Genomic DNA, 16,873 nt, shown 5'->3' on the forward strand with positions numbered 1-16,873 from the left:
AGCCCCTCGTCGGTGAGGACGGGGCGAATCTTAAGGGCGTATCGGAAGGCTGTCAAATTTTTTTTCAGCTTTTTTTAAAAAAATTTGCCGGCATAACAATCACTTACCGCCCTCCCCCGTAAATCCGGGGCTTTTTCCGACCGTTGTGCCCTCCAGCAACGGTCGCGATCTCACTTCTTGCGCAGGTCCGTGGGAGCCAGCATGCCGGCTCCCGCGAATCAGCAGGCTGAATCAGGCGATCGCGCCCAGCAGCTTTTCCCACTCTTTGTTTTCTTTCTTCGACACGCCACCCAGCAGGTCGATGGCCTGGCGCAGGCGGAAACGGGTCAGGTCCGGGCCCAGAATTTCCATGGCATCAAGCACCGAGACCGAGCTGGCCTGACCGGTGATCGCAGCGAACATCAGCGGCATGGCATCACGCAGCTTCAGCCCCAGGGATTCGACCACGGCCTGGATGGTCGCGGTGATGCTGTCCTTTTCCCACTGGCGCAGGCTTTCCAGCTTCCATAGGATCAGTTGCATCAACTGCCGCACCTGATCGCCCGAAAGCTTCTTCGACTCGAACAGCTTGGCATCCGGGGTCACGCCACCGGCGAAGAAGAACCCGGCCAACGGCGCGATCTGGCTGAAGGTTTCCACCCGGCCTTGCACGTGCGGCGCGATCTTCATCAGGTATTCGGGGTTCAGCGCCCAGGTCTGCACGCGGCTGGCGAACTCTTCCACCGGCAGGTCGCGCAACCACTGGCCATTGAGCCAGGACAGTTTCTCGATATCGAAAATCGGTCCACCCAGGGAGACCCGCGACAGGTCGAAGTTGTCGACCATTTCCTGCAGCGAGAACTTCTCGCGCTCGTCCGGCATCGACCAGCCCATGCGGCCCAGGTAGTTGAGCATGGCTTCCGGCATGAAGCCCATGCGCTCGTAGAAAGTCACGGAGGTCGGGTTCTTGCGCTTGGACAGCTTGCTCTTGTCCGGGTTGCGCAGCAGCGGCATGTAGCACAACTGCGGCTGCTCCCAGCCGAAATACTCGTAGAGCAGAATCAGTTTCGGCGCCGAAGGCAGCCATTCTTCGCCACGCAATACGTGGGTGATGCCCATCAGGTGGTCGTCGACCACGTTGGCCAGGAAGTAGGTCGGCAGGCCATCGGTCTTCATCAGCACCTGCATGTCCATGCGATCCCACGGGATCTCGACATCGCCACGCAGCATGTCCGGCACCACGCAGACGCCTTCGCTCGGCACCTTCATGCGGATCACGTGCGGTTCACCAGCAGCCAGGCGACGCGCGACCTCTTCCTTGGACAGCAGCAGCGCGCGACCGTCGTAGCGTGGCGTCTCGCCACGGGCCATCTGCTCGGCGCGCATCTGGTCCAGTTCTTCGGCGGTGCAGAAGCACGGGAAGGCATGGCCCATGTCGACCAACTGCTGGGTGTACTTCTGGTAGATCTCGCTACGTTCGCTCTGCCGGTAAGGACCGTGCGGGCCGCCCACGTCCGGGCCTTCGCTCCAGTTGATGCCCAACCAGCGCAAGGCGTCGAAAATCTGCTGCTCGGACTCGCGGGTCGAACGCAGTTGATCGGTGTCTTCGATGCGCAGGATGAACTCACCGCCATGCTGCTTGGCGAAGCAGTAGTTGAACAAGGCGATGTAAGCGGTACCTACGTGGGGATCCCCGGTAGGCGATGGCGCGATGCGCGTGCGGACGGTGGTCATGGCATGTCTCGGAAAGAATATGAAAAGCGAAGATCAAACAAGAGGCGAATGGTAACAGGCGATGCCGGCCCCGCTCCAGTGAGCAGGGCATTTAAGCCAAGGTTGAGGCTACTCGAGTCGCCCGGGCCGCCGAACCGTCGATTGTCCGCCCGTGGCATTTACCACTGGTCGGCCGTATGCCAGATTCGCCCTCTGACAAATTTCCTTACATTTACCAGAGCGCAGCCTGCCGCCCCATGCCAGTTCAACTCAAGCGTCGCCTGTTTATTTTCCTGTTCCTGGTCCTGCTGATTGCCCTGGGCTTTCTGGCGCAGTGGTTTTTCCATGGACGCTTTTATGAAAGCACCGATAACGCCTATGTCCAGGGTGAAATCACCCGTGTTTCCAGCCAGCTTGGCGCGCGTATCGACGAGGTGCTGGTGCAGGACAACCAGCACGTCGAAAAAGGCCAGCTGCTGATCAGGCTCGAAGGCGATGATTTCCACCTCGCCGTGGATCGCGCCAATGCCACCCTGGCCACCCGCGAGGCCGAACGCCTGCAAGCCCAGAGCAGACTCACGCAACAGGCCAGCCTGATCGCCGCCGGCGAGGCCCAGGTGGCCTCCAGCCAGGCCAGCCTCGGGCGTTCGCAGATCGACCTGTCCCGCGCGCAAACCCTGCGCAAGCCGGGTTATGTCTCGGAAGAGCGGGTCACCACCCTGTCCGCCGACAACCATATCGCCCGCTCGCAAGTGGCCAAGGCCCAGGCCGACCTGCAAGGCCAGCGCCAGCAGGTCAACGCCCTGAGTGCCGAGATCAAGCGCCTCGACGCGCAGATCGCCAACGCCCGCACCGACCTGGCCCAGGCCGAACTGAACCTGACCCGCAGCGAAATCCACGCCCCCATCAGCGGCCTGATCGGCCAGCGCGCGGCGCGTAACGGCCAGTACGTGCAGGCTGGGGCCTATCTGCTGTCGATCGTGCCGGACCAGGACATCTGGGTTCAGGCCAACTTCAAGGAAACCCAGATCGGCCATATGCAACCCGGACAAAAGGCCGAGCTGCTGTTCGACGCCTACGGCGACACGCCCATCGAAGCCCGCGTCGACAGCCTGTTCGCCGCCTCGGGCGCGCAGTTCAGCCTGCTGCCGCCGGACAACGCCACCGGCAACTTCACCAAGGTGGTGCAGCGCATTCCGGTGAAGCTGACCTTTGCCGCCGACAACCCGCTGCACGGCAAGATCCGCCCGGGCATGTCAGTCACTGTCAAAGTGAATATCCAGCTCCTGAACCCAGAACCCTCGAACGATGGCCGGTGACCAACTGTTGCGCCCGGTCGGCGAACCGACCCGGCGCGACTGGATCGCGGTGATGAGCGTGATGCTCGGCGCCTTCATGGCGGTGCTGGACATCCAGATCACCAACGCCTCGCTCAAGGACATCCAGGGCGCGCTGTCGGCGACCCTCGAAGAAGGCTCGTGGATCTCCACTTCCTACCTGGTGGCGGAGATCATCATGATCCCCCTCACCGCCTGGCTGGTGCAGCTACTGTCGGCGCGGCGCCTGGCGGTCTGGGTGTCGGCGGGTTTCCTGATCGCCTCCCTGCTCTGCTCCATGGCCTGGAGCCTGGAAAGCATGATCGTGTTCCGCGCCCTGCAGGGCTTTACCGGCGGCGCGCTGATCCCGCTGGCATTCACCCTGACCCTGATCAAGCTCCCCGAGCACCATCGCGCCAAGGGCATGGCCATGTTCGCCATGACCGCCACCTTCGCCCCGTCCATCGGCCCGACCCTGGGTGGCTGGCTCACGGAGCACTGGGGCTGGGAATACATCTTCTATATCAACATCCCGCCCGGCCTGATCATGATCGCCGGCCTGCTCTATGGCCTGGAGAAGAAGGAAGCCCATTGGGAACTGCTGAAAAGCACCGACTACGCCGGCATTCTCACCCTGGGTGTCGGCCTCGGTTGCCTGCAGGTGTTTCTCGAGGAAGGTCACCGCAAGGACTGGCTGGAATCGAAGCTGATCGTCAGCCTGGGCAGCATCGCCCTGCTGAGCCTGATCACCTTTGTCATTGTCCAGGTGTCCAAGCCCAACCCGCTGATCAACCTGGGCATCCTGCGCAACCGCAACTTCGGCCTGTCGAGCATTTCCAGCCTGGGCATGGGCGTCGGGCTGTACGGTTCCATCTATCTGTTGCCGCTGTACCTGGCGCAGATCCAGAACTACAACGCCTTGCAGATCGGCGAAGTGATCATGTGGATGGGGGTGCCGCAGCTGTTCCTGATTCCGCTGGTGCCGAAGCTGATGCAGTTCATCTCACCCAAATGGCTATGCACCCTGGGCTTTGGCCTGTTCGGCCTGGCGAGTTTTTCTTCGGGGGTGCTCAACCCGGACTTCGCCGGACCGCAGTTCAACCAGATCCAGATCATCCGCGCCCTGGGACAGCCGTTGATCATGGTCACCATTTCTTTGATCGCCACCGCCTACATCCTGCCCCAGGACGCCGGCTCGGCCTCCAGCCTGTTCAACATCCTGCGCAACCTCGGCGGCGCGATCGGCATCGCCCTGCTCGCGACCCTGCTGGATGCGCGGACCAAGACTTACTTCGACTACCTGCGCGAATCCATAGTGCCGAGCAACCCGCAAGTGGCCGAACGCCTGGCGACCCTGGCCGAGAAGTTCGGCAGCGATACCGCCGCCCTCGGCAAACTCAGTGAAATCACCCACCAGCAGGCGCTGATCATGGCCTACAACGACGCCTTCCATTTTGTCGGGATCGCCCTGGGCGTCAGCATGCTGGCGATTCTGCTGACCAAGGCGCTGCCGGCCGGGATCAAGGCCGGGGAAGCGCACTGACTTGCCAGGGTAACCGCTGCAGCCGCTGCCGCAGGCTGCGATAGGCCCGAAGGACCTTCAGCGGTAGTGATATCGCCACGGCCGTACCGGCCGATCGCAGCCTGCGGCAGCGGCTACAGGTGAGGCTCAAACCGTCAGCAAACGCTCGCGCAGCTTGCCGATTTCGTCACGCATCTGCGCCGCGGCTTCGAACTCCAGATCGCGGGCCAACTGGTACATCTTCTCTTCGAGCTGGCGAATGCGCTTGGTGATCTCGCTGGGCGAGCGCAGTTCGTTTTCGTAGCGGGCGTTTTCCTCGGCGGCCTTGGCCATGCCTTTTCGCTTCTTGCTGCGCGAACCCGGCACGGTAGCGCCTTCCATGATGTCGGCGACGTCCTTGAACACGCCTTTGGGGGTGATGCCATTGGCCAGGTTGAAGGCGATCTGCTTGTCGCGACGGCGCTCGGTCTCGCCGATCGCCCGCTCCATGGAGCCGGTAATGCGGTCGGCGTAGAGAATCGCCCGGCCGTTGAGGTTACGCGCGGCCCGGCCGATGGTCTGGATCAGCGAACGCTCGGAACGCAGGAAACCTTCCTTGTCCGCATCGAGAATCGCCACCAGCGACACTTCCGGCATGTCCAGGCCTTCGCGCAGCAGGTTGATCCCCACCAGCACATCGAAGGTGCCCAGGCGCAGGTCGCGGATGATCTCGACCCGCTCCACGGTATCGATGTCCGAGTGCAGATAACGCACGCGCACACCGTGATCGGCGAGGTAATCGGTCAGGTCCTCGGCCATGCGCTTGGTCAGGGTGGTCACCAGGACCCGCTCTTCCACGGCCACGCGCTTGGTGATTTCCGACAGCAGGTCATCGACCTGGGTCAGCGCCGGACGTACTTCCACCTGCGGGTCGACCAGGCCGGTCGGGCGCACCACCTGCTCGACCACGCGGCCGGCATGCTCGGCTTCATAGTTGCCCGGCGTGGCCGAGACAAAGATGGTCTGCGGGCTGACCCCTTCCCACTCGTCGAAGCGCATCGGCCGGTTGTCCAGCGCCGAGGGCAGGCGGAAACCGTACTCCACCAGGGTTTCCTTGCGGGAGCGGTCGCCTTTGTACATGGCGCCGACCTGCGGCACGCTGACGTGGGACTCGTCGATCACCAGCAAGGCGTCCGCCGGCAAATAGTCATACAGGGTCGGCGGCGCGGCCCCGGCAGGCCGCCCGGACAGGTAGCGCGAGTAGTTTTCGATGCCGTTGCAGTAGCCCAGCTCGAGGATCATCTCCAGGTCGAAACGGGTGCGCTGCTCCAGGCGCTGGGCTTCCACCAGCTTGTTGTTGCTGCGCAGGTACTCCAGGCGCTCCTGCAACTCGACCTTGATCCCCTCGATGGCATCCAGCAGGGTTTCCCGCGGCGTCACGTAGTGGCTCTTGGGATAGAAGGTGAAACGCGGCAGCTTGCGGATCACTTCGCCGGTCAGCGGGTCGAAAGCGGAGATGCTTTCCACCTCGTCATCGAACAGCTCGATACGGATCGCTTCCAGGTCGGATTCCGCCGGGTAGATATCGATCACGTCGCCGCGCACGCGGAAGGTGGCGCGGGCAAAATCCATGTCGTTGCGGGTGTATTGCAGGTCGGCCAGGCGGCGCAGCAAGGCGCGCTGGTCGAGCTTGTCGCCGCGATCGACGTGCAACACCATCTTCAAATAGGTTTCCGGGCTGCCCAGACCATAGATGCACGACACCGTGGTGACGATGATCGCGTCCTTGCGTTCCAGCAGCGCCTTGGTCGCCGACAGGCGCATCTGCTCGATATGGTCGTTGATCGAGGCATCTTTCTCGATAAAGGTGTCGGACGAAGGTACATAGGCTTCCGGCTGGTAGTAGTCGTAGTAGGAAACGAAGTACTCCACCGCGTTGTTCGGGAAGAACGCCTTGAACTCGCCGTACAACTGCGCGGCCAGGGTCTTGTTCGGCGCCAGCACCAGCGTCGGACGCTGTACCTGGGCGATCACGTTGGCGATGCTGAAGGTCTTGCCCGAGCCGGTCACACCGAGCAGCGTCTGGTGCGCCAGCCCGGCCTCGATGCCCTCGACCATCAGCCGGATGGCCTCCGGCTGGTCGCCGGCGGGCTGGAAGCGGGTGACTAGCTGGAATTCAGACATAACGTACCTCTGGGTTCACTCCAGCACGACGCCGCCGCACAGGAACGAGAAAGACCACAAACGACGAGTGTCGCCGGGAAAATACTGGATTGTGCTGGATGTGGAGGCAAATTCCACAGCTTTCAAGGCAAAGGTCCCTGGGCCCTGTACGACTTTGACGTTGCAATAAGACTAACGGTCGAAAAATAAACCGAAAAACTTGCCGGAAAAGCCCTTTCAGCTGTCGCCGCGCGCAGTGATGTGCCTCTATACTAGCTCCCCGTTTGTGCACCGCTCTAGTGCATTCGGCTGGAGCGCGACACGTCCCTCCACACTCCATTCAGAGCCGCCGTAATAATGAGCCTGTTCTCCGCTGTCGAAATGGCACCACGCGATCCTATCCTGGGCCTCAACGAAGCATTCAACGCCGATACCCGTACCAACAAGGTCAACCTGGGGGTCGGTGTTTACTGCAACGAGGAGGGGCGAATTCCACTCCTGCGCGCCGTTGTCGAAGCCGAGACGATCCGCGCCGCTCAACATGCCTCCCGTGGCTACCTGCCGATCGACGGTATCGCCGCCTACGACCAGGCCGTGCAGAAGCTGCTGTTCGGCAACGACTCGCCGCTGCTGGCCGCCGGTCGCGTGGTCACCACCCAGGCCGTCGGCGGTACCGGCGCGCTGAAGATCGGCGCCGACTTCCTCAAGCAGCTGCTGCCTGACGCGGTCGTGGCCATCAGCGACCCAAGCTGGGAGAACCACCGCGCGCTGTTCGAAACCGCCGGTTTCCCGGTGCAGAACTACCGCTACTACGACGCCGCCACCCACGACGTGAACCGCGTCGGCCTGCTGGAAGACCTGAATGCCCTGCCAGCCCAGTCGATCGTGGTCCTGCACGCCTGCTGCCACAACCCGACCGGCGTCGACCTGAGCCCGGAAGACTGGAAAAACGTGCTGCAGGTGATCAAGGCGAAAAACCTGGTGCCGTTCCTCGACATGGCCTACCAGGGCTTCGGTGACGGCATCGCCGAAGACGCCGCCGCCGTGCGCCTGTTCGCCGAATCGGGCCTGACCTTCTTCGTCTCCAGCTCGTTCTCCAAGTCGTTCTCGCTGTACGGCGAGCGCGTTGGCGCCCTGTCGATCGTCAGCGAATCGAAAGAAGAAAGCGCGCGCGTGCTGTCGCAGGTCAAGCGCGTGATCCGTACCAACTACTCCAACCCGCCGACCCACGGTGCAAGCATCGTCGCCGCCGTGCTCAACAGCCCGGAACTGCGCGCCCAGTGGGAAGCCGAACTGGCCGAAATGCGCCTGCGGATCCGCGGCATGCGCCTGCAGATGGTCGACCTGCTGGCCAAGGGCGCGCCACAGCGCGACTTCAGCTTCGTGGCCCGCCAGCGCGGCATGTTCTCCTACTCCGGCCTGACCGTCGAACAAGTGACGCGCCTGCGCAACGAGTTCGGCATCTACGCCCTGGACACAGGCCGCATCTGCGTGGCCGCGCTGAACCAGAACAACATCGACGTCGTGACCAAGGCCATCATCCAGGTGATCTGAGCCACCCGCGGTGAGTGAAAGGGGGAAGCCTTTGGGCTTCCCCCTTTTTTGTGGGCCGCCCTCGCCGACCCGATGCCCACTAGACTGAATTCAGCTTGCCTTCTTCCCTATCGCTTCCCTATCGAGAACGCCCCATGAGACACGACGACCTGCGAGCCGACCGCGACGAACTGGACCACTTCCCCCGCCCGCAGAAACGCGAAAGGAACCTGGTCCTGCAAATTGCCCTGGGGGTATTTCTCGGTGGCCTGGCGCTGTGGCTGGTGCAACTGGCGGTCACATCGCTGGCCGCGAAATTCATGCTGGGCACCTTCACTTTCGGCGGTTGAGAACGCTCAACCGGCCAGTTCAGCGCTGCGCTGGCTGGCGGCATCATCGAAAGCCACGTACAGCGACTCGGCGACCTGGCTCTTGATGGCCTTGGCGCTTTCCAGCCCGAGGACAAAACCTTCGGCCTTGCCACCCGCGCGGTTCAATTCAGCAGCCGACCCGGCCTGGGTAATGGCATCCCACAGTTTCATGGCCTGGGGACCGACACCTTTGGGCAGGCTGATCTGCTCGATGCTCATAAAACCTCCTCAGGCAGAGGCGACAGGGCAAGCAGTGTGGCGGGTAAAAACTTGAACAGGGTCATGAGCGTTACCTTTTCGGCTGGAGGCCGGGAGCGCGTGAAACCACTGCCGGGGCGCCATGGTAGACCTGTGCTGCGATTCCGGTAACCGCCAACGGCCAAATAGCCGCGGATTGGCACAGTGGCCAGGGTCGACCAGGCTCACTCAAGCGGAAAATTATTTGGGGATGCTTGACTTCTCCTTCTTAATCAGTAAGATACGCCGCATTCCGCGATAGCTCAGTTGGTAGAGCAAGTGACTGTTAATCACTGGGTCCCTGGTTCGAGTCCAGGTCGTGGAGCCATCTTCCTACACTGATTGGCCAGCAACACGTCAAGGAGCGCCCTGCTCCTGCGGCGAATCAGTTCAGCGTCACCCTCCCCCAAGATCGATTCAGCGCATGCCAGACCGGCATGCGGATACGCGTTTGCGCTGCAGCCGATTCCAGCCTGTCTCCGATTGCCTGGCGCCAGCGCCTGAAGTAGGCTGTGCCCCTTCTCACGCCAGCCGTCACGACTCATGTTTTTCCCCACACAGCTCCATAACAGCTTTCTCTCGATGAGCCCATCGCAGACCTTCGCGGTGTCGCAATCCGACTGCGCGATCAATCGACGCCGCCGCAGCGTGCTGTTCGCCTTCACTTTCTCCCCTCACGCCTGAACCCCACCGTTGCGCCTGAAGCCGGCGCGGACCTGATACAGCTGCAGCGCTTGTTCGCCGCGCACTGCCCCATCCGCCGCTTTGCACCGCAGAACCCCGGCCCGACCTACGCCCGCGTATGCCGAACCGCAACCCTGCCCGAGCAAAAGCGCCGCGCCACAACAAACCGTCTTTAAGCACCCGCCCCATCGGGTGCAGGTGTATTCCATGAATAAAACCCTGTTGGCCGCGCTGATCCTCGGCATCTCGATTGTCGGCCTGAGCATCGGCTCCACCGTGCCGGTCATTGCCTTGCGCCTGTATCAGGCCGGCGCCTCGAACACCCAGATCGGCATCATGTCGGCCCTTCCCGCCGCCGGCATGATGCTGTCGGCATTCCTGGTGAACGGCCTGTGCCGGAAACTCAGCCGCCGGCAGATCTACCTGCTGTGTTTCAGCCTGTGCGCCCTCAGCATCGGCGCCCTGGAACTCCCCGGGATCAGCCTGACCGGCCTGGGGCTGGCGCGGATCGTCATGGGCTTCGGCGCCGGGCTGATCATCATCCTGGGAGAAACCTGGGTCAACGAGATGGCCGCGGACGCCGTGCGCGGCCGAGTGATCGCGGTCTACACCACCTGTTTCACCGTGTTCCAGATGATCGGCCCCAGCCTGGTGGCCCTGCTCGGCCCCGAGGGGCCGGCGGTGATCGCCACGGTCAGCACCGGTTACCTGCTGGCCATTGCGGTGATCTGGCTGACCCTGCCACGCCAGCGCCCCGTTGCCGGACATACCGAGAACCAGAGCTTCTCGGTGCTGGGCTTTATCCGGGTGGCGCCAGCGCTGTGCGTGGGCATTCTGTTCTTCGCCTTCTTCGATACGGTGATTCTCTCGCTGTTTCCGGTCTACGCCGCGACTCACGGCTACGCCATCAAGCTCGCGGCGCTGATGGTCAGCATCATTCTGCTGGGGGATGCGGCGTTCCAGTTTCCTCTGGGCTGGCTGTCGGACAAGGCTGGACGCGCCGCCATCTACCTGGGCTGCGGCGTGGTGTCGTTGGTGATCGGCCTGGGACTGCCGCTGCTGATGAACTACCCGGCACTGCTCTGGCCGAGCCTGGTGATACTCGGCGCGGCGGCCGGCGGGGTGTACACCCTGGCGATCATCCTGATCGGCCAGGAGTTCAGCGGCCCCGACCTGGTCACGGCCAACGCCAGCGCGGGCTTGTTGTGGGGTATCGGCAGCCTGCTGGGACCGCTGCTCAGCGGCGCAGCCATGAGCGGTGGTGCCCACGGCCTGCCCTTGACGCTGTCGGCGGCAGCCGCCGTGGTGGTGCTGTTCGCCTTGGCGCTGGTCCGCCAAGGGCTGCCGGAGCGGGTCGCGGAGTAGCTAGCCGGCCAGGACTGGACTGATTGCGTCCAGCCTGGCGACTCGGCCGACCCTAGACCTTGCTGGTTTCGGCCGCGCCCGAGGCATGGGACGACGCCTGATGAGCAGCCGGAGAATGCTCGCCATGGGACGTATCCACCACCGGAATCTCGTTGCCCTCGGCATCGTGCAGCTTGCCGCCGCTGAAATAATCGCCCTCACGCAACGCTGCCAGGTCCTGGTAGCGCAGGGTGCGCTCGGACGCCACGGCAAACACCGATTGCTGGTCCGAGTTGCCCAGGGTGAAGTGGTTGAAGGTGAGGTTCAGCACAATGGCCATGATCGCCGAGGAGCTGATGCCGGAATGGAAGATGGTGGCGAACCAGCTTGGGAAATGGTCGTAGAAGTTCGGCGCAGCGATGGGAATCATGCCGAAGCCGATCGAGGTGGCAACGATGATCAGGTTGACGTTGTTGCGGTAGTCGACCTTGGACAGGGTCCGAATGCCGCTGGCCGCCACGGTGCCGAACAGCACGATACCGGCCCCGCCGAGCACCGAGGTCGGTACGGCGGCGATCACCCGCCCCATGAACGGCAGCAGGCCGAGGATCACCAGGAACACCCCGCCGGTGGCCACCACATAACGGCTCTTGATCCCGGTCACCGCCACCAGCCCGACATTCTGGGCAAAGGCGCTCTGGGTGAAGGAGCCGAAGATCGGCGCGATCATGCTCGACAGCATGTCGGCGCGCAGGCCATTGCCCAGGCGCTTGGAGTCGACCTTGGTGTCGATGATCTCACCCACCGCAAGGATGTCGGCCGAGGTTTCCACCAGGGTCACCATGACCACGATGCACATCGACAGGATGGCGGCGAAATGGAAAGTCGGCATGCCGAAATGAAACGGCGTCGGGAAGCCGAACATCGGCCCCTGGGTGACCATGGAGAAATCGGCCATGCCCAGGAACACCGCGATGATCGTGCCCACCACCATGGCCAGCAGGATCGACAGCCGGGAGATGGTCGCGCTGCCGATCTTGCTCAGCAGCAACACCAGGACCAGGGTGATCGCCGCCAGGCCGATATTGGCCATGCTGCCGAAGTTTTCCGCATGGCTGTTGCCACCCATGGCCCAGCGCGCCGCCACTGGCATCAGGGTCAGGCCGATGGTGGTGATCACGATGCCCGTGACCAGCGGTGGAAAGAACTTGGTGATGCGTGAAAACACCGGAGTGATCAGCAGACCGATCAACGAGGCGGCGATCACCGCCCCGAGAATCGACTGGAAGCCCCCTTCGCCACCGCTGCTGACAATCGCCACCATGGTCGCCACGCCCGAGAAGGACACGCCCTGGACCAGCGGCAGCTGACAGCCGAAAAACGGCAGGCCGAGGGTTTGCAGGAGAGTTGCCAGACCGCCGGCGAACAGCGACGCCGCGATCAGCAGACCGATGTCCGCCGGCGCCAGGCCGGCGGCCTGGCCAACGATCAAAGGCACCGCAACGATACCGCCGTACATGGTCAAGACATGTTGCAGGCCGTAAGCCATATTCGCGCCAAGACCCAGGTTTTCATCTTCAGGCCGTTGCGGTGAAACAGAGGGCGTTTTCATGGTTGGGGGGTTCCCTGGTTTTTGTTATGGGGCACACTGTATTCAACAGTCGGGACAAATGTCTATAGAGTTGTATACACTTTATTCGGCGCCGCCCAACCTCAAAAACCAGCGAAACCTGATCGCCAGCCTCTGCCTTTTTCCCGCCGAACCCCGTCCCAGACAGCCACCCTGATAGAATCCCAGCCCCCGCGGCGCCCACATAGGTGACGCCCTCCGTCCGCGCATGGAAGCGATCGAATGAATCATCTCTGGCATACCTTCCGCCTCGCCTATGGCAGCTTCCGCACGGTGCTGGCCTTGCAAGGCTTTGTGCTGGCCGTGTTCAGCACCAGCTTCGCCGACAGCCTGTGGCAAGGGTTCTGGGCTGGCCTGGGGACCTTTGCCCTGTTCGTCGCCGGCGGTGCGATATTCGGCTTTCTGCCCATGGCGCTGGCGTTTACCCCGCTGTACGCCCTGCTCTGCGCCAAAGGCCTGGCCAATTGGTTCAGCAGCCTGCTGCTGGGGCTGTCGATCGCCGGTGTACTTTGCCTTCACCCGGCCTTGCGCCTGCTGATGCCGCTCTGGCTGCTGGACAGTGCATTGATTGCGCTGCTGACTCACTGGACGTATCGCCGCCAGCTGAAGGATGGTTATGAGCAGATGCCTTTATGGCGCTGACCCTGAGCTGGCTGGGGGCTTTGCTCAGCAAAAGAGTGCTCAGCCTGGAAGGAATCGCCACGTGAACAGATGCCTCTCGATCCTGATCAGCCCTGCGTTATTGATGCTGGCGTCCGGCGCCCAGGCCGCGCCGGTCTGCGGCGACTTCCTGGCACGGATCGGCAACAAACCCGCCTTTATCGAGTTCCTCGAATGTCACGCCGAACCCGAGTTGCAGACCAAGCCGCTGCGCGCCACCTATCGCCTGGCTGGGCGTGATGCCCAGGCTGCCGAACGCTACCTGGGCGAGCAGTTCCGGATGCCGCCCCTGCGGCGCTCCTGTTGTGTCTGGGATGCGCCGCCTGGCTTCTACCGCGACCCGCGCAGCCAGTTGGGCTACAGCCTGTTCATGGGGTCGGCGGAAACCTTCGTCGATCGCCGCGAAGCCTGGGGGGATATCGACTATTTCTATCTGACTATCGACCTCGACACCGAGGAACCCTGAAGCCCGGACCGATCAGGCCGGTTGCGGCAGCGCGAGCAATTCGCCAAGGACCTCTCGCAGCCGCGGGTGCTGCGGCACCCGAATGGCGAACTCGTTCTGCAACAAGGCAATCAACTCGTCGGGGTCGGTGATCTGCCGGCGCTCGCTGTCCTGGCCCAGGCGATGCACGGCGTAGCTGCCGTTATTCAGGGTCCGGCGCAGGCCTTCGCCCATCAGCGCGACTTTCAGTTGACCGAGAAACGGCGAGTTCTTGTGGGTCGAGACGAACCAGTTACCCATTTCGTAATCCACGGCTTCCTGCCGCTGCAGGTCAAATACATACATCGCCCGCCACTCGCCGGCGACCTTGGCGCGCAGGGTGTAACTGCCATCACGCTGGGTGATGCGATAGGGCTCGTGGGGCGTGGCCTGCTCGTCCTCGGTATCGAGCAGCAGCGGCGCGGTGGGCACCATGCCGCCAAAGCCGACATCCGAGACATAACGCACGCCGTCCAGGGTCAGCAGTACCAGGCGGTGAGCGCGCGCGGACCAGGCATCTTCCGGCCCGCCCATCACCACTCGCCCGGTAATGCCCCGCGTCTCATAGCCCAGGTGCTGCAACAGCACCTGGTACATCTGGTTGAGTTCGTAGCAGTAGCCGCCACGGCCCTCATGCAGGACCTTGTGCTCCACCGAAGCCAGGTCGATCGGCACCGGCACGCGCAACAGGGTCGACAGGCTTTCAAAAGCGAAGGTGCTGGTGTGGCGCAACTGCAGCTCGCGCAAGGTCGCCAGGATTGGTGGCGGTGCGCTGTCATAGCCGAGCCGTTGCAGGTAAAGCGCGAAGTTCATCAGGTGGGGCTGACTCATGGGGTGGTCCTTATGCATGAGGTGTCGCGTATCGGCGCTATGTATAAGCCATTGAAGCCCCGAACCGACAATTGATTTGGCCAATATCCCTGCTCGAAACAGCCCATGAATGGACCTTGCCAAGGCTTAGGTGTCTGCCTGTAATAGACGGCCGAAGCCCACTCCTTCACTGCTGGAAAAAACCTGCCATGGACATACTGGAAGGCCCGCGAATCCTCCTGCGACCGCTGCAACTCTCCGACGCCGACGCCCTGGTCAAGGCCGCCGAGGATGGCCAGTTGTGGAACCTGCCGTTCACCGTGGTGCCGTCCAGCGCGACGGTGGACGACTATCTGCAGATCGCCCTCAGCGGTCGCGACGCCGGTACTGTCCTGCCCTTCGCCACGGTCCTCAAGGCCAGCAACGAGGTGATCGGCTGCACCCGCTTCTGGAAGATCGACCGCAAGAACCGCAAGCTGGAAATCGGCAGCACCTGGATCGCCACGCGCTGGCAGAAAACCTTCGTCAACACCGAAGCCAAGTACCTGATGCTGCGCCACGCCTTCGAGAGGCTCGACTGTGTGCGGGTGCAGTTCACCACCGACGAAATCAATGAAAAGTCGCGTAACGCCATTCTGCGCCTGGGAGCAAAACAGGAAGGCATCGTGCGCCATGAACGGATCATGCCCGATGGCCGCAAGCGCAACTCGGTGCGTTTCAGCATCATCGACGATGAATGGCCTGGCGTGAGGCAACATCTCGAACACAAGCTGGGCTACCTGGATCAGGACTGAGCGCCCAAAGGCACAGGCAACGAGCTGTCAGCGATCCGAGCGGGCCAACGGTTGGCTAACGCTCTCGATCGCCACCTGATTGCGTCCGGACTTCTTGGCCTGGTACAGCGCGGCATCGGCGTGTTCGAGGAACGCCTCGATGCTGTCGTGCCCGTTCGGCACGAAGCAGTAGCAACCCAGGCTGAGGGTGACTCGTGCAAAGGGCGAGCCGGTATGCGGGATGTTTTTCTCCATGACGCCGCAGCGAATCTGCTCGGCCATGGCCAGCGCCCCGTGCATCTCGGTATCGGGCAACAGGATCACGAATTCCTCCCCGCCATACCGCACCGCCAGGTCGGCCTTGCTCTGACAGCAATCCCTCAGCACCTGCGCCACCTCGGCCAGGCACTGATCCCCGGCGACATGGCCGTAGGTGTCGTTGTAGCGCTTGAAGAAATCGATATCGAGCATGATCAGGCTCAGCGGGCTCGCCTGCCGCCCGCCGCGCCCGAACTCGGTTTCCAGCGCCCGCTCGAGCAGCCGGCGATTGGCCAGGCCGGTCAGGCTGTCATGGGTCGCGATCACCTCCAGCGCTGCCTGCGCGGTCCGCAGGTCGGCCTCGATACGCTCGCCGTTGCGTACCTGGTGCACGAAGACCCAGCCGAACAAGCCGATCCCCAATACCACCAGGGCGACAATGGCGCTGGACTGGTAGGCGCTGGCGTACCAGTCCTTGAGGACCGCATCCTTCGAACTCGCCGCGCTCACCACCAGCGGGTAGGCGTCCAGTTGCCGATAGCCGTAGAGCCGCATCTTTCTGTCGACCAGCGAACGAATCATCGCAGTGCCCGAAGAAGACTCAGGCAAGTACTTGCTGAAAATCTCCCCGCGCGCCAGGGATGCGCCGATCTGCCGCTCCTCCAGCGGACGCCGCGCCAGCAGGGTGCCATCGGACAGGGCGAGGAACATGCTGCCGTTGTCATCGATGTCGAAGCTTTTGAAGAACTGGTCGAAATAGGCCAGCCGGATACCGGCCAGCAGCACGCCTTCGAAATTGCCCTGCTTGTCGTTCAGGCGCCGCGTCAGCGGAATGATCCACTCGCCGTTTTCCCGACTGCGGATCGCAGGCCCGACGTGGGCCAGCAAGGAAGCGTTCTGCTGATGAAAGCGGAAGTAATCGCGATGGGCCACGCCTGCGCTGCGTGGCAAGCGCTCGAACGAGGTGACCACCCAATACCCCGCCCGGTCGAACAGGAACAGGCCATGCAGCTGTTTGAGCGCTTGCGCCCTCTGCGCAAAGATCTTCTGCAGGAAAGGCTTCTGCTCAGGGCCATAACCATCCTTCTGAATCCAGTCGGCCAGGCTGGCCAGCACTAGGTCGGCCTCGATGAAGGTGTCCTCGGCCTGTTGCGCCATGGCCCGGGTCAGGTTCGACGAGGCGACCTGCGCCCGCGCCATATCGTAGTGATAGGACTGCGCCAGTTGCAGATAAAGCAGGCCGCACAGGCACAGGCAAACCATCGAAATGAATACCACCGCGGCCTTGAGCAGCGGAAGCCGTTTCAAGGTTCGATCGGAGGCATGGTGAGGATCGTGAATCGGGATAGGCAAAGCATCATCCTGGCAGGGTAAGGCATCCAATGCAGCCGGGCCGGCCAATCCTAAGAGGTAATAG

At 62.7% G+C, this 16,873-nt stretch carries 14 protein-coding genes and 1 tRNA gene; 9 read left to right on the plus strand and 6 right to left on the minus strand.

What is annotated here, in order from left to right; genetic code table 11:
* Positions 1-231: 231 nt before the first annotated feature.
* Positions 232-1,713 carry a glutamate--tRNA ligase gene (gene gltX, locus AC07Y9_RS00820; protein WP_102678860.1) on the minus strand — a complete coding sequence of 494 codons (1,482 nt, stop codon included), beginning with the start codon at positions 1,711-1,713 and terminating at the stop codon, positions 232-234.
* A gap of 236 nt (positions 1,714-1,949) precedes the next feature.
* Here gltX and AC07Y9_RS00825 point away from each other — a divergent pair, with 236 nt between their 5' ends.
* Both AC07Y9_RS00825 and AC07Y9_RS00830 read left to right on the plus strand, forming a co-directional pair.
* Positions 1,950-3,011, plus strand: a complete 1,062-nt coding sequence (locus AC07Y9_RS00825; RefSeq protein WP_102678859.1) for an HlyD family secretion protein — start codon at positions 1,950-1,952, stop codon at positions 3,009-3,011.
* A complete protein-coding gene (locus AC07Y9_RS00830) occupies positions 3,001-4,551 on the plus strand; it encodes an MDR family MFS transporter (RefSeq protein WP_102678858.1) in 1,551 nt (516 codons plus the stop codon). The genes AC07Y9_RS00825 and AC07Y9_RS00830 overlap by 11 nt, the downstream gene beginning before the upstream one ends.
* Before the next feature lie 126 nt (positions 4,552-4,677).
* Here the strand turns inward: AC07Y9_RS00830 and uvrB are convergent, their stop codons facing one another.
* Positions 4,678-6,693 carry an excinuclease ABC subunit UvrB gene (gene uvrB, locus AC07Y9_RS00835; protein ID WP_007923725.1) on the minus strand — a complete coding sequence of 672 codons (2,016 nt, stop codon included), beginning with the start codon at positions 6,691-6,693 and terminating at the stop codon, positions 4,678-4,680.
* 336 nt (positions 6,694-7,029) lie between these two features.
* Here uvrB and AC07Y9_RS00840 point away from each other — a divergent pair, with 336 nt between their 5' ends.
* On the plus strand, positions 7,030-8,226 hold the full coding sequence (locus tag AC07Y9_RS00840; protein WP_007923727.1) for an amino acid aminotransferase: 1,197 nt from the start codon (positions 7,030-7,032) through the stop codon (positions 8,224-8,226).
* A gap of 134 nt (positions 8,227-8,360) precedes the next feature.
* Positions 8,361-8,555 carry a hypothetical protein gene (locus AC07Y9_RS00845; protein ID WP_102678857.1) on the plus strand — a complete coding sequence of 65 codons (195 nt, stop codon included), beginning with the start codon at positions 8,361-8,363 and terminating at the stop codon, positions 8,553-8,555.
* A gap of 6 nt (positions 8,556-8,561) precedes the next feature.
* Here AC07Y9_RS00845 and AC07Y9_RS00850 read toward each other — a convergent pair whose 3' ends face one another.
* A complete protein-coding gene (locus AC07Y9_RS00850; protein ID WP_007923734.1) occupies positions 8,562-8,795 on the minus strand; it encodes a hypothetical protein in 234 nt (77 codons plus the stop codon).
* A 270-nt stretch (positions 8,796-9,065) separates the two neighbouring features.
* On the opposite strand from AC07Y9_RS00850, the gene AC07Y9_RS00855 reads away from it, so the two are divergent.
* Both AC07Y9_RS00855 and AC07Y9_RS00860 read left to right on the plus strand, forming a co-directional pair.
* A tRNA-Asn gene (locus AC07Y9_RS00855) sits at positions 9,066-9,141 on the plus strand.
* A 563-nt stretch (positions 9,142-9,704) separates the two neighbouring features.
* Positions 9,705-10,862 (plus strand): MFS transporter, encoded by a 1,158-nt coding sequence (locus tag AC07Y9_RS00860; RefSeq protein WP_102678856.1) that lies wholly within the window; start codon positions 9,705-9,707, stop codon positions 10,860-10,862.
* Positions 10,863-10,914: 52 nt separating this feature from the next.
* On the opposite strand, the gene AC07Y9_RS00865 is transcribed toward AC07Y9_RS00860, so the two are convergent.
* Complete coding sequence (locus AC07Y9_RS00865) at positions 10,915-12,453, minus strand: nucleobase:cation symporter-2 family protein (protein ID WP_102678855.1); 1,539 nt, start codon at positions 12,451-12,453, stop codon at positions 10,915-10,917.
* A gap of 240 nt (positions 12,454-12,693) precedes the next feature.
* Between AC07Y9_RS00865 and AC07Y9_RS00870 the strand changes: the two genes are divergently transcribed.
* Together AC07Y9_RS00870 and AC07Y9_RS00875 are read left to right on the plus strand one after the other, a co-directional pair.
* Positions 12,694-13,113 carry a hypothetical protein gene (locus AC07Y9_RS00870; RefSeq protein WP_102678854.1) on the plus strand — a complete coding sequence of 140 codons (420 nt, stop codon included), beginning with the start codon at positions 12,694-12,696 and terminating at the stop codon, positions 13,111-13,113.
* Positions 13,114-13,174: 61 nt separating this feature from the next.
* Positions 13,175-13,597: a DUF4952 domain-containing protein gene (locus AC07Y9_RS00875; protein ID WP_087088552.1), complete on the plus strand. Its 423-nt coding sequence runs from the start codon at positions 13,175-13,177 to the stop codon at positions 13,595-13,597.
* Positions 13,598-13,609: 12 nt separating this feature from the next.
* Here AC07Y9_RS00875 and AC07Y9_RS00880 read toward each other — a convergent pair whose 3' ends face one another.
* Positions 13,610-14,446, minus strand: a complete 837-nt coding sequence (locus tag AC07Y9_RS00880) for an arylamine N-acetyltransferase family protein (RefSeq protein ID WP_102678853.1) — start codon at positions 14,444-14,446, stop codon at positions 13,610-13,612.
* A gap of 188 nt (positions 14,447-14,634) precedes the next feature.
* Here AC07Y9_RS00880 and AC07Y9_RS00885 point away from each other — a divergent pair, with 188 nt between their 5' ends.
* Positions 14,635-15,219: a GNAT family N-acetyltransferase gene (locus AC07Y9_RS00885; RefSeq protein WP_102678852.1), complete on the plus strand. Its 585-nt coding sequence runs from the start codon at positions 14,635-14,637 to the stop codon at positions 15,217-15,219.
* A 27-nt stretch (positions 15,220-15,246) separates the two neighbouring features.
* On the opposite strand, the gene AC07Y9_RS00890 is transcribed toward AC07Y9_RS00885, so the two are convergent.
* Positions 15,247-16,809: a sensor domain-containing diguanylate cyclase gene (locus AC07Y9_RS00890; protein WP_102678851.1), complete on the minus strand. Its 1,563-nt coding sequence runs from the start codon at positions 16,807-16,809 to the stop codon at positions 15,247-15,249.
* Positions 16,810-16,873 lie beyond the last annotated feature (64 nt).

It is taken from the genome of Pseudomonas sp. GW456-L12, assembly GCF_059424045.1.

Coding starts and splice junctions, on each gene's coding strand:
- AC07Y9_RS00845 (WP_102678857.1), top strand. CDS start 8,361: ATGAGACACGACGACCTGCGAGCCGACCGCGACGAACTGGACCACTTC.
- AC07Y9_RS00825 (WP_102678859.1), top strand. CDS start 1,950: ATGCCAGTTCAACTCAAGCGTCGCCTGTTTATTTTCCTGTTCCTGGTC.
- uvrB (WP_007923725.1), bottom strand. CDS start 6,693: ATGTCTGAATTCCAGCTAGTCACCCGCTTCCAGCCCGCCGGCGACCAG.
- AC07Y9_RS00870 (WP_102678854.1), top strand. CDS start 12,694: ATGAATCATCTCTGGCATACCTTCCGCCTCGCCTATGGCAGCTTCCGC.
- AC07Y9_RS00865 (WP_102678855.1), bottom strand. CDS start 12,453: ATGAAAACGCCCTCTGTTTCACCGCAACGGCCTGAAGATGAAAACCTG.
- AC07Y9_RS00830 (WP_102678858.1), top strand. CDS start 3,001: ATGGCCGGTGACCAACTGTTGCGCCCGGTCGGCGAACCGACCCGGCGC.
- AC07Y9_RS00860 (WP_102678856.1), top strand. CDS start 9,705: ATGAATAAAACCCTGTTGGCCGCGCTGATCCTCGGCATCTCGATTGTC.
- AC07Y9_RS00880 (WP_102678853.1), bottom strand. CDS start 14,446: ATGAGTCAGCCCCACCTGATGAACTTCGCGCTTTACCTGCAACGGCTC.
- AC07Y9_RS00850 (WP_007923734.1), bottom strand. CDS start 8,795: ATGAGCATCGAGCAGATCAGCCTGCCCAAAGGTGTCGGTCCCCAGGCC.
- gltX (WP_102678860.1), bottom strand. CDS start 1,713: ATGACCACCGTCCGCACGCGCATCGCGCCATCGCCTACCGGGGATCCC.
- AC07Y9_RS00885 (WP_102678852.1), top strand. CDS start 14,635: ATGGACATACTGGAAGGCCCGCGAATCCTCCTGCGACCGCTGCAACTC.
- AC07Y9_RS00840 (WP_007923727.1), top strand. CDS start 7,030: ATGAGCCTGTTCTCCGCTGTCGAAATGGCACCACGCGATCCTATCCTG.